The following is a 15,896-nucleotide window of genomic DNA, read 5'->3' on the forward strand; positions in this document are numbered from 1 at the left end:
AATAATAATAATAATCAGATGAAAATATTGATCACCGGAGCGAATGGATTGTTGGGGCAGCATTTAACCAAATTATTACTCAGTAAAAATTATCAGGTCGTAGCCACCAGCCGCGGCGAATCGAGATTGCCCTTTGAGCCATCCGGTAATTATACATACCATTCCATGGATGTTGCCGATGGCTTTCAAACAGCTGCAGTCATGAGCCTTGAAAAGCCCGATGTAGTGGTACATGCCGCTGCAATGACCCAGGTTGATGAATGCGAGCTGCGCCCGCAGCAATGCGAACGCATCAATGTGCAGGGCACATCTCAAATACTCACGGATGCTGAAACTTTTAGCAGTCACTTTATTTATATTTCTACCGATTTTGTTTTTGACGGCGAGAAGGGAAATTATGCAGAAGAGGATGATCCCAGACCGATCAGCTTGTATGGGTTTTCAAAACTCCAGGCCGAAAGTATGGTGCAAACCTGTGAGATCCCATTTGCCATTGTGCGTACCTGTTTGGTGTATGGCAATCTGCTGAAAGGTACGCGCAGTAATATTGTAAGCTGGGTTAAAGAAAGTCTTGAAGCGGGCAAGACCATTCAGGTAGTAAGTGATCAGCTGCGCACGCCCACGTATGTGGAAGACCTGGCAAAAGGCATTGCCCTGATCATTGAAAAAAAAGCAACCGGGATCTTTCACATTTCCGGTAAAGACTGGTTAACGCCGTACGATATCGCTATCAGGACAGCCAACAAGTTTAATCTGGATGCCAGCAGGATCGTAAAAGTAGATGCATCTACCTTTACACAACCCGGCCGCCGGCCATTAAAGACAGGGTTTGTAATTGAAAAGGCCAGGAAAGAATTGGGGTATGAGCCAATGTCGTTTGATGAAGGCTTAGCGCTAATGTGATAATGTGATAGTTTGATGATGTGATAATTCTTTAGGTGCAGCAGTCCTATTTTTTGTGGCCTCACGTGATGTCAGCCGATAAACAGCCCTGCGTCAGCAGTAGGCTTGTATTTCATTATCAAATTATCACATTATCAAATCAGCTAATTGGTTTTAAAAAGATCTCCGCCAGCATACACCTTGCGCTGCCACCGCCATTGGTCTCAATGGTCGTTAATGGCGCATGCAGGATGCGGTTATACGTTTCCAGTTTTTTTACCTGCTCAGGACGTAAAGACTGATAGGCCTGGGTCGACATCACCAGTAATTTTTCACCCTCCTGGTTCTGCACCTGCAACATATTGCCGGCAAAATGATTCATTTGGTCAAAGCTGATATTGAACAGCTCCTTACCGGTTTTGCCAATAATTCCCTGCACCATTTGATACTCTGCATGGTTCGGCAGCGATTCAAGGCAAATGACCACATACCGGTCTGCCACGCACATCATTACATTGGTATGATAAATGGCCTTGCCCTGGCCATCTACCGAAGTGAATAATACCGGCCGGTACCCCAGCTTTTTACAAAAATCATCCAACACCGCCTGATGCGTGCGGGGCGACAGGCAGGCATAAGCTATTTTATGCTCGCGGTCAAGCACCATACTACCCGTGCCTTCCAGGTACTGTTGCTCGTTCTCGTAACCGGTAAAATCCAAAGTATTGTGAATGGCAAATTGTTGTTGAAGTTGTTTTATCACCGGTGGTTTGCGTTCCTGCCGCCGGTTCTCCGCAAACATGGGATACAGGCAAATGGTATCAGGTTCATGAAAGGAGATCCAGTTATTGGGAAAAATAGAATCCGGTGTGTGAGGTTCGGGAGTATCGTCGATAACGGTGACATTTACCCCATTTTGCTTTAGCAGGTTTACAAAATCATCAAATTCCACCTGGGCCTTTTCCTGGGCTGCCGCATCAGCGCCTGCAACCTGGAAGGCATTGTTCACCGCTGTTTGGGCATTAAAGCCGAAATTCACCGGTCTTATCATCAATAAATGGGCTGTTGTTTGCATACATGCATTAATTTATATCTTCCCTGAGTAATGGCATACTCATACAATGAAATCCACCGCGGGCGCGTGATAGCTCGGCCGACGGAATAAGTATAAGGGTGTCTTCCAGGTCATCGGGCTGCACTTCTTCCTTTTCGAATTGATCGAGCAGGTCTTTTACATGCACGATATTGAAACCCGCTTCGCGGAATGCTTCTACTGTTTTATCATTGCGGTCATAACCCAGCACTACGCCTTCTTTCAACGCCAGCAGATTGCAACTGTCGGTCCATTGTTCACGGGTGTCGAAGGGAAACTGGTTATTACCGGAGTAAATAAACTTTACTTTCGAATTGCACTCGAGGTCATTTTCGCTGATATTTGTCAATAGTTCTTCCAGGTTATCGAAGTATACCGGATTCTCGGGGTCTTTTTTCCTGAATTGAATGATCCTGATCTTATCTTCTTTTTTAGGGCCTTCCAGGATGCGTTCAACCGGATCGGCTCCTTCATGTTTCATCACTTTTTTGCTGAAGGCGCCCAGCATTACCCAAACATTGCGTTTTACCTGCGTGAAGATGGTATCGATGTGCATGTAATCGCGCCGGCGCGGAATTTTGATCACCGTGATCTTTTTCACAATGTTGCGGGCGAACAGCATGTTCACTACCTGGCGGGCCGCTTCCATCGTGGTACGTTCACTTATCCCGATCAGTAAGTGGTCTTTATGTACTACCATTACATCCCCGCCTTCGAGGGTAACTTTCTTTTCATCGCCATCACGGGGCAGCAGAAAATGGTGGGCTGTGTCGGGGATCTCTAAAATATTATCGCGATAAGTTTCAAACAGCGGATGGTTAAAGAAAATGTATTTGGCCAGCAGGGCCTCGCGCAGGCGGGCTGTCTTGGCCGGCTTGTTCAGCAGCACATAGTCATTGATCACGATGCCAATATCGCGGGTAAATATGAAATTGGGGATGGGCGGAAAGATCAACCGGTGTTCATTGATAGTGCCGCTGATGATCGTTTTCGACAACGTGGTGGGTGACAGGGCCAGCAATTCGTTCTGCGTAGCATAGGAACAACCTTCCACGGCGCATACCGAAGCTACCAGTTTCAACTTTATTTCCTGGTCCTCCAGGATGTCGGCCAGCAGCCATTCCAGCTCCACTACTTTTTCCGATCTGTAGAAATCGGGTTTCCCCGGTTTATAAAAATCGCGGCTGTTCTCAGGAGCATCTATCTGGTGCAGGCGGCCCCTGATCTTTTTCGGATCCAGGAAATACAATAATACCTTGGTATAGTAATCATACTCTTTTTTACGCATGGTTTCCAGGTGCACAATGTCTTCAAATAACCAGTCCTGGGCTTTGGATGGCACTACCTTACCCAAACCACTATCCGGGCTATGTACTAACAATCGTCGCAGGCGGCCGATCTCCGAAGTAACCTGAACCACTTTTTTTTCTTTATGGGACATAGATATTTCAATTTTTATTCTGATTGATAGCTACTTATATAAGTAAAAGCAGGGGGTACCAAATATAGCAAATCCGTTCCAACACCCTAAAATTAATACGAACAAATGTTAGTTTTGTAATGAATTCCATTATTTTTGCGGCCAAGTATTAAATTCGTGATATGCAATTTCAACTTACCGAGGAACACTTAATGATCCAGAAAGCTGCCCGCGATTTTGCCCAGTACGATTGCCTGCCGGGGGTTATAGAACGCGATGAGCACCAGAAGTTCCCGCGTGAACAAATCCTGAAACTGGCTGAACTGGGTTTTATGGGCATGATGGTTAGTCCGGATTACGGCGGCGCCGGTATGGATACCATCAGTTATGTACTGGCCATGGAAGAGATCAGTAAGATAGATGCCAGCGTAAGTGTATGTATGAGCGTAAACAATAGCCTGGTTTGCTGGGGACTGGAAAAATTTGGTTCTGAAGAACAAAAACAAAAATACCTGGTGCCGCTGGCACAGGGCCGTAAAAACGGCGATTTGTACATAGGCGCCTTCCTGTTAAGTGAACCGGAGGCCGGCAGCGATGCTACTTCGCAACGCACTTTTGCTGAAGACAAAGGCGATCATTACCTGTTGAACGGCACAAAGAACTGGATCACCAACGGAAGCTCTGCATCTGTATACCTGGTAATGGCCCAGTCAGATGTTTCGAAAGGAAGCAAAGGCATCAATGTATTTATAGTAGAAAAGAACTGGCCAGGCGTAGCGGTGGGCGCCAAGGAAAATAAACTCGGCATTCGCGGCAGCGATACCCACAGCATAACATTTACCGACGTAAAAGTGCCCAAAGAGAACAGGATAGGAGGCGACGGCTTTGGTTTTACGTTTGCCATGAAGACCCTGGCCGGGGGCCGTATCGGTATTGCATCACAGGCATTGGGTATTGCCAGTGGCGCTTATGAGTTGTCATTGAAATATTCCAAAGAAAGAAAAGCATTCGGTAAAGAGATCATGCATCACCAGGCCATTCAGTTCAAGCTGGCCGACATGGCTACCCGCATCGAATGCGCCCGTTTACTATGTTTGAAGGCCGCCTGGGAAAAAGACCAGCATCTTGATTATACATTAAGTTCATCCATGGCCAAAGTGTATGCCAGTGAAACTGCCATGTGGGTAACCGTGGAAGCGGTGCAGGTACATGGTGGTTACGGATATGTTAAAGAGTACCACGTAGAACGCCTCATGCGCGATGCCAAGATCACTCAGATCTACGAAGGCACCAGCGAAGTACAGCGCATTGTGATCAGCCGCTCTATATTGAAATAATTAGCTAATGTGATAATTAGCTGATGTGATAATGGAATACAGATTAAACTGAGAGAAACGTCCCTTATGAAGTTTTTCTCTTTCCCTTCTATTTTTCTGCCATTCATTTGATCGAAAAGCTTTAATAGCTTTTCCTTGTACCTTTGCGCCAGTTAGTAAGGTATTGTTTATATCATAGACTAAACAGAACTATTAATGGCGGTTAATACAGAAGCTTATCTGGAAATTAATGCACAATTAAAGGCGAAAAATGTAACCCTGGTTGCTGTTTCTAAAACCAAACCGGTTGCAGATATTCAGGAATTATATGATCAGGGTCATCGCGATTTTGGCGAGAACTATGTGCAGGAGCTGGCCGAAAAACAGGTGGTGCTGCCGAACGATATCCGCTGGCATTTCATCGGCCACCTGCAATCGAACAAGGTGAAATACATTGCTCCTTTTGTACATCTTATACATGGTGTAGACAGCTATAAACTATTACTCGAAATTGACAAGCAGGCCCGCAAATTCGATCGCGTGATCCATTGCCTGTTACAGGTACATGTAGCCCAGGAAGAAACCAAATTCGGTTTTAATGAGCTGGAGCTGATGGAGGTGATGGATGCTATTCATAAGTATAAACTCTTAAACGAGCTCAGGAACGTGGAAGTAAGAGGTTTAATGGGCATGGCTTCCTTTACCGACGATATGGAGCAGGTTAGTAAAGAATTCAAATACCTCAAATTACTGTTCGATCATTGCGCCGGCCTTCCCTGGAATACCCAATTTGATACGTTATCAATGGGCATGAGCAGTGATTACCAACTGGCTATAGAGGAGGGCAGTAACCTGGTGCGCATCGGAAGCCTGTTATTTGGCGCCCGCCTGTAATAGCTTATCGGTTTTTCCAGTTAATTCATCGGGGTTTTATATGCAAACATCGAATTGATTATGACCCGGGCATTACACTGTTTATCTTTGACTTACATAATTAAATAGTGTTTTTCATAGGTTATTGATTAATGGTAAAGGGCTGTTTCTACAGCTCTTTTTTCTTTTATACCCCCCATCCCCCTAAAGGGGGCAAAAGGCAGTTCATCAAGCAAATGCTACTATACCTGTAACATTTTATCCCCTTTCAATTTTGTATATTTAATTGCATGTATGAAAACGGCTGGTTTTATACAACGTTATTACCTGCATCATCTGCTGGGCTGGGCATTGCTGTTCTTCGGCTGGCATTTTTTCCGTTACCAGGATTACCCCGCCGGTAAGGGATGGTATATAACCTTCATAAAAGTGGCTGATCTGGCCCTGATGGTGTACCTCACCAACTACCTGCTTATTCCGCGGCTGCTGTATAAGAAAAGATATTTCCTGTTTGCGCTCTTTTTCATAACGCTTGTGTTTACATTTAGCATTGGCAAAATGTATGTAGAAGCAGCCCTGCTGCAAACTTCCTTTGATATCTGGGACCGGTTTAAAGTTCGGGTGTACGATAATGTGATCCCGCATTTTTTGCTGGTAAGCACCGGTGCTGCCATTAAACTGTTAACAGATCATGCGCGCGCCCAGCGGCGCCTCGGTGAAATGGCCAGGGAAAAGGCTGAAACGGAATTGAATTTTTTGAAATCACAGATCAATCCGCACTTTTTATTCAATTCGCTGAACACAATTTATTTTTTGATCGATAAGCAGAATGCGGAAGCCCGTACCACCTTATTGCAAATGGCAGGCCTGTTGCGTTACCAGTTGTATGATTGCAACAGCGATACCATTGAAATAGAAAAAGAAGTGCATTACCTGCAGGATTATATCCGATTGCAGGAACTGCGAAAAGACAATCAATATGAAGTAGGCATTGAAGTAGGGGAGCAGGTGAAAGGGTTCCGGATAACACCCCTGTTGCTGATACCTTTCGTTGAAAATGCGTTCAAGCATATTTCACATGATAGCCATCAAAAAAATTATATCCGGGTTAGTCTGCAGCGGCAAAACGGAACCCTTACTTTTATCGTAGAGAACTCGAAAGACGATCAGCAGCGCAGCACAGAACCTCCAGGCGGCATTGGACTAGCGAATGTAAAACGCAGACTGGAGTTATTATATCCCGGCAAACATACTTTACAGATCTCGAACAACGCCCATACCTTTAAAATTGAACTCAACCTGCTATTAACATGACACTCCGCTGTGTAATCATAGATGACGAACCAATCGCCCGCAAAGGGTTAAGGGAATACATCCAGGATGTTTCATTCCTGCAGTTGGCCGGGGAGTTCGATAATCCATTAAAAGCAGCGGAACTGTTGATGAAAGAAAAGATAGACCTGTTGTTCCTGGATATACAAATGCCCAAAATGACCGGCCTTGCATTTTTAAAGACCCTGACATACCCGCCCATGGTGATCTTCACGACTGCTTATCCGCAATATGCGGTGGAAGGGTTTGAGTGGAATGCCATTGATTACCTGTTGAAACCATTTTCGTTTGAGCGTTTCTGGAAGGCGGTATCCAAAGCGCGAACTATGCAGGAAGCCATCACGCAACCTGTGGCTGCACCGGCCGAAGAACCCGGTTACTTTTTTATAAAGTGTGAAAACAAGCTGGTGAAGATTCTATATGAAGATATCTTGTTTGTAGAAGCATTACAGAACTATGTAGCCGTATATACCACCGCGAAGAGGTACATAACTTATCTCACTTTTCACAGCATTGAAAGTCATTTACCGGCCGGCCGCTTTATACGCACGCATAAATCATACATTGTAGCTGCGGCAAAAGTGGAAAGTATTGAAGGCAATGATATAACCATTGGCGGGCATCATATACCTATCAGCCGCACCGAAAAAGAAGCGGTATTACAGCAATTGATACAGAACCGCCTGTTGCGGCGATGATATTACCAAAATATTATTTTAGTCACAATCTATACGATAGGGTTACCTTTTCCCGTTTTTTGTATAAATTTGCAACAGATTAATCGTTCTTTTTAACTCCATCTATTCAACGCTGCTTGTCTTCACTTGTTAATCAACCGCTTGCCAGCTTGCCCCTATAATATAAACGATTTGCTTTCATATTAACATTTTTTGTATTAAAACAAAACGAATATGAAATCAATCATGCTTAATGCTTTTTCTTCAGGAAAGAAAACAGCTTTATTACTAATGGCGGTTATTATGACCCTCACATCTGCAACAGCGAAAGTTGCTGATTCTACGATCGATGATGAAAACGCTACTGTATCCTGCCTCAAAATGGAAGAAGGCCAGGTTTACTTTAATGTAAAGTTCGAAAACGCTGATGGTGGCCGTTTCGATGTACTGGTTAATGACGTTAATGGCGATAACCTGTACCGTGCTACTTTCACTGGCAAGAACTTCAGTAAAGTGTTCAGAGCGCCGGTTGAAAATGGTAAACTGGTGATCATCATCCGTGACAGCAATAACAAGACAAGCCACAAGTTTGAGCTGGCTACCGAATCAAAAATGGTTCAACAGATCTATGTAAAAAGAATGTAGTAACTGACGCTTTTGCGCAGTATGGCTACTTTTGAAGATCTTATTTGAACACGAATTTGTTTTGTCATAGCTGCCCTTAAGTTTCATTCCGGTCAATCGGAATGAAACTCACCGAAGGGGGAGCAACCGGCCCTAAAAAATATTCCCATCCCGGCGAGAACGATCGCCTGTACCCCAACTAAGACGCCGGAATTACGTAAATTTGCCAAATTCAATTTATTGAGTTATGGCAGAGATCACCACACCGGAAGAAAAAAGTCTGAATTTTATAGAAGAGATCATTGAAGAGGATCTGAAATCGGGAAAATATAAATCTATCGTTACCCGTTTTCCACCCGAGCCGAATGGCTACCTGCATATTGGTCATGCTTCAAGCATCTGTTTAAATTTCGGGCTCACCCAAAAATACCCCGGATACACCAACCTCCGTTTTGATGATACCAATCCCGTTACCGAAGAAACGGAGTATGTGGAAAGCATTAAGGACGATATCCGGTGGCTGGGTTTTACGTGGAAGAACGAGTTGTATGCTTCCGATTATTTCGACAGGTTGTATGAATACGCCGTAAAACTTATAAAAAATGGATTGGCGTATGTGGATGACTCTACCTCTGAGCAAATAGCTGCCATGAAAGGTACGCCTACCGAACCCGGTAAAGACAGCCCTTTTCGTACCCGCTCTGTGGAAGAAAACCTGGACCTGTTTGCCCGCATGAAGAACGGCGAGTTCCCCGATGGCTCCCGTACCCTGCGTGCTAAAATTGATATGACGCATCCCAACATGTTGATGCGCGACCCGGTCCTATACCGCATTAAACACGCGCATCATCACCGCACAGGCGATAAATGGTGTATTTACCCCATGTATGATATGGCGCATGGTCAAAGCGATTCAATTGAAAATGTTACCCATTCCATTTGTACGCTGGAGTTTGTGCCACATCGTGAGTTGTACGACTGGTTGATCGAAAAACTGGAAATATATCCTTCTCATCAATATGAGTTTGCCCGCCGCAATATGAACTACACCGTTACCAGCAAAAGAAAACTGCTGCAACTGGTGAACGAAAAATTTGTTAGCGGCTGGGATGATCCCCGTATGCCAACCATCTCGGGCTTACGCCGGGCCGGTTATACGCCGGAAAGCATTCGCGAATTTTGCGATCGCATAGGCATTGCCAAACGGGAGAACATGATCGATGTGTCGCTGTTGGAGTTTTGCGTTCGTGAGCACCTGAACAAGATCGCCCTGCGCCGCATGGTGGTATTTGATCCGTTGAAGGTGGTGCTTACCAACTACCCGGCCGATGGTTCTTTTGAAATGGTGAAAAGTGAAGACAATCCGGAAGATCCGAATACAACGCACCGGGAAATTCCCTTCAGCCGTGAAATTTTTATTGAACGGGAAGACTTCATGGAGAATCCCCCCAAGAAATTCTTCCGCCTGGCGCCCGGACAAATGGTTCGACTGAAAAGCGCTTATATCATCAGGTGTGATGAAGTAATTAAAGACAGCAATGGTAAAATAACCGAATTGCATTGCACCTACCTGCCTGAAAGTAAAAGTGGTTCCGATACATCAGGTATTCATGTAAAAGGTACTTTGCATTGGGTGAGCGTAGCCCAGGCCATTAATGTGGAAGTTCGGCTGTACGACCGGTTGTTCAGGGTAGAAGACCCCACCAGCGAAGAAGGCGATTTCAAGGAGTATATCAATCCCAATTCATTGCAGGTGATCAGTTCCGCCTATGCAGAACCTTCTTTGATGAACATCCGCTTCAGCGACCGCTGCCAGTTCCTGCGGAAAGGGTATTTCTGTTTGGATAAAGATACCTCTGAAGAGAAGATGGTGTTCAACCGAACGGTGACGTTGAAGGATACCTGGGCGAAGGAGCAGAAAAAGGCTTAACGCTGAACGCATAACGCTCAACGCCACAACCGTCAAAGGCGGATCAAAAAACATAACGCTTCGTGTATAAATCAGAATGCCGGATGTTACATTCATCCGGCATTCTGCATTTTTTGTATTAGCGTTCCGCATTAGGCGTTCATCGTTTAATGTTTTGCGTTTGTTTCGCATAATCGAAGACAAGATTGCAGAATGCCTTCACGCCCACATCGAGCCGGCTGTCATCTATGTAAAAATCCGGGGTATGATGCGGTGGAGCTTTCGATCTATCGGTTCCCCTGGGCATACCTCCGAAGTAAATAAAGAATACCGGCGCTTTCTCACCATAATAAGAAAAGTCCTCAGAGCCCGTTACCCATGCCCGTTCCTTTACATTTTCCTTTCCCGCCGTTCTTTCAAAGGTGGGTAACATCATCTTAACCAGGGCAGGATCGTTATACGTTACAAGTGTTTTGGTATCGATCGAAACTTCTGCCGTGGCGTCCATGGCGGATGCTATGGCTGTGGCTATTTTACGAATGCGTTCATGTGTTTCCTGTTGCATTTTGCTATCCAGCGCCCGGATGGTGCCCTGTAATATTGCTTCCTCCGGAATAATATTGGGTCGAACCCCGCTGTGAAATTTGCCTACGGTAATCACCACCGGCGCCCTGGTGAGCTCCGATTGCCGGCTCACAATGGTCTGCAGCGCGTTTACAATTTCAGTGCCCACTACTATCGGATCAACACCTTTCCAGGGCTGTGAACCATGGCTTTGTTTGCCTTTTATGTGAATGGTGAACCAGTCGGACGATGCCATGAATGCGCCGGACTTATATTCAAAATTGCCTGCTTCTATATCCGATTCAATATGCATTCCGAAAACCGCATCTACTTTCGGATTATCCATACAACCTTCTTTGACCATCAGGGGCGCGCCGCCTTCTTCGTCACCGGGCGGACCTTCTTCTGCCGGTTGAAAGAAGAACTTGACCGTACCCGGTACTTCCTTTTTGAACTTTGATAATACCTCGGCAGCGCCCATCAGCATGGCTACGTGGCTGTCGTGTCCGCAGGCATGCATGACCGGTACCGTATCGCCCATGTATTCGGCCTGTACGGTAGATTTAAAAGGAATATCCACCCGTTCCTTCACCGGTAAAGCATCCATGTCGGCCCGTAAAGCCACCACCGGCCCGGGCTTGCCGCCACGCAGCATAGCCACGATGCCTGTTTTGGCAACACCGGTTTGCACTTCGAGACCCAGTTTCTTCAAATGAGCAGCAATATATTCAGCGGTCTTGTATTCGCGGTTCGAAAGCTCGGGATGTTGGTGCAGGTAGCGGCGCCATTCGATCACTTTCGATTTGATGGAACTGACCTCGTTGTCGATCATCGTATTCAGTCCTGGTTGGGCCTGAACAGTAATTGTAAACAGGAGCAGGAGCAGTTGCAGGATCCACGGGATTGACTGTTTTGGCTGCATGCGGGATTATTTTTCTGAATGTAGAAAAAAAATGTGAGTTGCCATCCCGGTTAAACATATGATTTTTAATCTACTTTATATGGTACTTATGTTTTTTATAATTGATTGACGGCCATAGCTATAATAAGGAAATATATTTATCGTTTAATAAGTGTTTTAATCCCGAAAACCCCTTCCGAGATGCCCGTGCTCCCAATGACAACTGCCATACCCCATGGCAGGCCCAAATGGTTCTTATCTCCTGATAAGACCATGGTCGGTATGTTACTACTGACTTTGTTTACCTTCCCCTGTCTGTCACAAACGATCGGCAACTGGACGTTCAACAATACCCTGGCTGGCACTGGTGGTACCTATAATTCGGTTGCGAACGCCGACTTTAGCGGAAGCATACCTTCAAAAGTCTTTAATGGCAGCGGAGAATATTATGGTGAGGATGGCTGGCCGGCCGGGGCCGTTAATACCGGTTCTTATCTGCAGTTCAGCATCAGTCCGAATACCGGGTATCAACTCGATCTTTCCAGTATCGTTCTGCGCATCCGGCGCAGCAATACGGGGTCACCAGCCGGTTCTGGTCCAACTGCATGGAGCCTGCGGTCAAGCCTCGATGGATTTACCACAGATATCGCTTCCAACAGCCTGGTACATACGTACACCAATTATACAGTTCCCCTGGGCAGTGCCTTTTTGCAGGTTTATTCAACAGTTACATTCCGGTTATATGGCTATAATGTAAGTATCAACAGTGGAGGTCTTAGCCGGCTTGTATTGGACAATATCAGCATCCAGGGGATAGGCGCTGTATTACCTGTACACATAACCGGCATACAGGCAATACGCAGCAATGCGAACGGTATTAATGTAAAATGGCAGATGAGCCAGGTTCAGGAGGGAACTGTTTTCAAGGTGCAGCGTTCAACAAACGGCATCGATTATACCACCATCAACACCTATACCGAAAAAGAGTTTAAAGCAACGTATTCTTATAATTATTCCGATGTAAATGTGCCGGCTGTTTATTCCAAATTATATTACCGGGTACAGGGCCAAACACCGGATGGAAGAACGTTTTTGTCGCCCATAGTTAGGGTAAGTAAGGAAACGGCAACACAGGCAGTGATAAATCATGCCAGCATACAGGGGGAGCTACTTTACACTTCGCTGCAGACGCCGGAAACAGGATGCTACACCATTTCGGTAGTAGCTATGAATGGCGCAGTGTTGAAACTGAAAAGGATTGAGCTGGAAGCGGGTGTGCACGGGGTTACATTGCCGCTGCCATCTTTATCACGCGGTACCTATCTAATTCGGTTAACCGGCAACGGAATAATGACCGGTAAGAAGATTGTTTGGTAATAGTTTACAGTTTACAGTTTACAGTTTACAGTTCACAGTTCAAAGTTTAAAGTTCATAGTTCGCGCGGTTCAAAGTTCCCAGTTTATAGTATACAGTTTGCGGTTTAAAGGAACTTAAAACTTAGAACTTAAAACTTTGAACTCATTTATATTCACCGTACACTTCCCGTAACGTGTCAGCAATTTCTCCCAATGTACATTTTTGCTCAACGGCTTCAATAACAGTGGGCATTATGTTTTCACCGGAAGTAGCTTTGTCTGAAAGATATTGTAACACCTGGTCGCATTTGGCGGGATCGCGGTCGTTACGCAGTCTGGCCAGTTTTTGACTTTGTACCTGGCGAATGGAGTCGTCTACCCGGAAGACAGGGGTAGTATCTTTTTCGGTTGACTGGAACTTATTAACGCCTACAATGATCTTTTCTCCATTTTCGATCCTGCGTTGATATTCATACGAGCTGCGGGCAATAGCCTCCTGGATGAATCCCTCTTCAATAGCCGATACGCTGCCTCCCATGGCATCGATGGTAGCTATAAGTTCATAGGCTTTTTGTTCTATTTCGCTGGTGAGCGCTTCTACGTAATAAGAACCGGCCAACGGGTCAACTGTATCTGCAGCGCCGCTTTCAAAAGCAACGATCTGCTGTGTACGTAAAGCTATGCGGGCCGCTTCTTCGGTAGGCAGGCTTAAGGCTTCGTCATAGCCGTTGGTATGCAGCGATTGGGTTCCGCCCAGGACAGCGGCGAGCGTTTGTACCGTGACGCGGCTGATATTGTTTTGCGGTTGTTGGGCCGTTAAGGTGCTGCCGCCGGTCTGGGTATGAAAACGCAGCATCATGGCTTTGGGATCGGTAGCGCCCAATTCCTTCATGATATTGGCCCACATGCGCCGGGCAGCTCTGAACTTGGCTATTTCTTCGAACAGGTTATTGTGCGCATTGAAAAAGAACGACAGGCGGCGGCCGAATACATTGATGTCGAGCCCTTTTGCCAGTGCCGCCTTCACATAGGCTTTACCATTGCTCAGCGTAAAGGCAATTTCCTGAACGGCCGTGCTGCCGGCTTCCCGGATATGATAACCAGAAATGGAAATGGTGTTCCATTTAGGCAGTTCCCTGCTGCACCATTCGAAAATATCAGTGATGATGCGCATGGAAGGTTGCGGTGGATAGATGTAGGTACCGCGGGCGGCATATTCTTTCAGAATATCGTTTTGAATGGTGCCGGAGATCTTTTTCAGATCGGCGCCCTGCTGTTTGGCCAGTGCTACATACAATGAGAGCAGGATATAAGCCGTGGCATTGATGGTCATGGAGGTGGACACCTCTTCGAGCCTAATGCCTTTGAACAGCGTTTGCATGTCTTCAATGCTGTCGATGGCTACGCCTACTTTTCCAACTTCTCCTTCTGCCAGCGGATGATCGCTGTCGTACCCGATCTGGGTGGGCAGGTCGAATGCTACACTCAGTCCCATTACGCCCTGTGACAGCAAATAGTGATACCGTTTATTGCTTTCTTCGGCAGTGCTGAACCCGGCATACTGGCGCATGGTCCACAGTTTACCGCGATACATATCTTCCTGCACGCCCCGGGTAAAGGGAAACTGTCCCGGTTTTTCAGCCTGACTGGAAGCAGGTACATCATCGGCAGTGTACACCTGTTTTATTTCAATGGCGCTATCGGTATATAGTTTTTTTTCTGGCATATCATTCTTTAGAGGTCTGAGGTCTGACGTCTGAAGTCTGAAGAGCTTGTATTTCCGACTTCCGACCTCTGACTTCAGATTTCGTCTTAGCTCATTAGTTTTTTCGCTTCAAAACTCAGGACATCGGCCACTACGTTGTGCAAAGAGGCCTTGGGCGATTGCATCAGCATTTCGAGGATGCTGCGACTGAGGTCCTGGCCAGTGGCGTCTGCCGGTAAAAATGAAGCGATCTGATTAATAATCAATATATTCTGATCTTTCAGGTTACGTACTGCTTCCCACGATTCCTGCGACACATAGATCTGCTGTGTAACATTATATTCAAACTCCTGGCGGATCTGTTGAACCAGCAATGCCTGCATGTCACGGGCGCTCAGGCCGGCCTGGCTGGTACGGCTGATGATATTGGGTAATGCAATCCTGTCTACCAGTAACATTAAACGTTCATAAGCCTGCAATTGAAGCGGTTGGGCAGAGGGTGCAGCAGCCTTTTGCTTCTCGTGCTTTTCCATCAGTTCTTTGGCTTCTTTGCGTTGCTTCCAAAGCGCATAGGCCAGAAAACCGCCCAGCGTAAGGGCAATCAACACAGAAATTACCATTTGGGTGGTAGTTAGTTGCATTCAATAGGTTTTAGGTGAACAAAAATAGTTCTTAGTTTTAAGTTATTAGTAATAAGTTATTTAAACGAAAAGGTAGTAGTTACAGTATATAAAACAAAAGTTCCCGGTTACCGGTTCCGTGTGCCGGTTTTGGGGCATTGCAACATGTTCTGTTAAATCATTTCAAAGGCAGGTATGCTCTTAGAACCGGTGACCGGTTAACTGGCAGCCTGTAACCCGTTTTATCGTAATTTTGCAATATAAATGATTCAAGTATGGAAATGACAATGGCCGTTCCTGTGAGCTTTACTGCCGGCGCCCTGGCTGAGATCCGTCGCCTGATGACCGCTCCGGACTTTGACACTACCAAATTCTTACGGGTTGGTGTAAAGGGCGGTGGCTGTTCGGGCCTTTCTTATATCCTGGGTTTTGACGACAAACAAGCCGATGATGAGGTGTTTGAATTCGAGGGGCAGACCTTTATCATGAACAGGTCACACGGCATATACCTGATGGGAATGCAAATCGACTGGGCCGATGGGTTGAACGCACGTGGATTCACATTTAATAATCCCAATGCCAGCAAAACCTGCGGCTGTGGAACTTCGTTTGCAGTATAGGCAG

14 protein-coding genes are annotated in these 15,896 nt (G+C 45.9%); 9 read left to right on the forward strand and 5 right to left on the reverse strand.

Translation table 11 applies throughout. The annotated features are described in order from the left end of the window. The first annotated feature begins 18 nt into the window (after positions 1 to 18). Entirely contained in the window at positions 19 to 903 is an 885-nt protein-coding gene (locus JUB15_RS02645; RefSeq protein ID WP_207510765.1) for an SDR family oxidoreductase, read from the forward strand. Positions 904 to 1,042: 139 nt separating this feature from the next. Here the strand turns inward: JUB15_RS02645 and ctlX are convergent, their stop codons facing one another. After that, positions 1,043 to 1,957 carry a citrulline utilization hydrolase CtlX gene (gene ctlX / locus JUB15_RS02650; protein ID WP_207510766.1) on the reverse strand — a complete coding sequence of 305 codons (915 nt, stop codon included), beginning with the start codon at positions 1,955 to 1,957 and terminating at the stop codon, positions 1,043 to 1,045. Positions 1,958 to 1,964: 7 nt separating this feature from the next. Then, the gene (locus JUB15_RS02655) at positions 1,965 to 3,416 is read right to left on the reverse strand and encodes an arginine deiminase family protein (protein ID WP_207510767.1); all 1,452 of its coding nucleotides are present in this window, start codon (positions 3,414 to 3,416) and stop codon (positions 1,965 to 1,967) included. Positions 3,417 to 3,577: 161 nt separating this feature from the next. Here JUB15_RS02655 and JUB15_RS02660 point away from each other — a divergent pair, with 161 nt between their 5' ends. The 6 genes from JUB15_RS02660 to JUB15_RS02685 all read left to right on the forward strand — a co-directional run bounded on the left by JUB15_RS02660 (position 3,578) and on the right by JUB15_RS02685 (position 10,147). After that, positions 3,578 to 4,732 (forward strand): acyl-CoA dehydrogenase family protein, encoded by a 1,155-nt coding sequence (locus JUB15_RS02660; protein ID WP_207510768.1) that lies wholly within the window; start codon positions 3,578 to 3,580, stop codon positions 4,730 to 4,732. A gap of 195 nt (positions 4,733 to 4,927) precedes the next feature. Further along, positions 4,928 to 5,605, forward strand: a complete 678-nt coding sequence (locus JUB15_RS02665; RefSeq protein WP_207510769.1) for a YggS family pyridoxal phosphate-dependent enzyme — start codon at positions 4,928 to 4,930, stop codon at positions 5,603 to 5,605. 273 nt (positions 5,606 to 5,878) lie between these two features. After that, positions 5,879 to 6,898, forward strand: coding sequence for a sensor histidine kinase (locus JUB15_RS02670; RefSeq protein ID WP_207510770.1), 1,020 nt, complete (start codon positions 5,879 to 5,881; stop codon positions 6,896 to 6,898). Beyond that, entirely contained in the window at positions 6,895 to 7,614 is a 720-nt protein-coding gene (locus tag JUB15_RS02675) for a LytR/AlgR family response regulator transcription factor (protein ID WP_207510771.1), read from the forward strand. Before JUB15_RS02670 ends, JUB15_RS02675 begins: the two co-directional genes overlap by 4 nt. Positions 7,615 to 7,827: 213 nt before the next feature. Next, the gene (locus tag JUB15_RS02680; protein ID WP_207510772.1) at positions 7,828 to 8,238 is read left to right on the forward strand and encodes a hypothetical protein; all 411 of its coding nucleotides are present in this window, start codon (positions 7,828 to 7,830) and stop codon (positions 8,236 to 8,238) included. 226 nt (positions 8,239 to 8,464) lie between these two features. Then, a complete protein-coding gene (locus JUB15_RS02685; protein ID WP_207510773.1) occupies positions 8,465 to 10,147 on the forward strand; it encodes a glutamine--tRNA ligase/YqeY domain fusion protein in 1,683 nt (560 codons plus the stop codon). 139 nt (positions 10,148 to 10,286) lie between these two features. Here the strand turns inward: JUB15_RS02685 and JUB15_RS02690 are convergent, their stop codons facing one another. Beyond that, the gene (locus tag JUB15_RS02690) at positions 10,287 to 11,612 is read right to left on the reverse strand and encodes an amidohydrolase (RefSeq protein ID WP_207510774.1); all 1,326 of its coding nucleotides are present in this window, start codon (positions 11,610 to 11,612) and stop codon (positions 10,287 to 10,289) included. 261 nt (positions 11,613 to 11,873) lie between these two features. Here JUB15_RS02690 and JUB15_RS02695 point away from each other — a divergent pair, with 261 nt between their 5' ends. Then, positions 11,874 to 12,968, forward strand: a complete 1,095-nt coding sequence (locus tag JUB15_RS02695; protein WP_207510775.1) for a hypothetical protein — start codon at positions 11,874 to 11,876, stop codon at positions 12,966 to 12,968. 142 nt (positions 12,969 to 13,110) lie between these two features. Here JUB15_RS02695 and JUB15_RS02700 read toward each other — a convergent pair whose 3' ends face one another. Together JUB15_RS02700 and JUB15_RS02705 are read right to left on the reverse strand one after the other, a co-directional pair. After that, a complete protein-coding gene (locus JUB15_RS02700; RefSeq protein WP_207510776.1) occupies positions 13,111 to 14,673 on the reverse strand; it encodes an acyl-CoA mutase large subunit family protein in 1,563 nt (520 codons plus the stop codon). A gap of 86 nt (positions 14,674 to 14,759) precedes the next feature. Then, the gene (locus JUB15_RS02705; protein ID WP_207510777.1) at positions 14,760 to 15,293 is read right to left on the reverse strand and encodes a DUF7935 family protein; all 534 of its coding nucleotides are present in this window, start codon (positions 15,291 to 15,293) and stop codon (positions 14,760 to 14,762) included. 254 nt (positions 15,294 to 15,547) lie between these two features. Between JUB15_RS02705 and JUB15_RS02710 the strand changes: the two genes are divergently transcribed. Beyond that, complete coding sequence (locus tag JUB15_RS02710; RefSeq protein ID WP_207510778.1) at positions 15,548 to 15,892, forward strand: HesB/IscA family protein; 345 nt, start codon at positions 15,548 to 15,550, stop codon at positions 15,890 to 15,892. Positions 15,893 to 15,896 lie beyond the last annotated feature (4 nt).

The sequence above is a fragment of the Longitalea luteola genome (genome assembly GCF_017356035.1).
In the GTDB taxonomy this organism is placed as follows: domain Bacteria; phylum Bacteroidota; class Bacteroidia; order Chitinophagales; family Chitinophagaceae; genus Niastella; species Niastella luteola.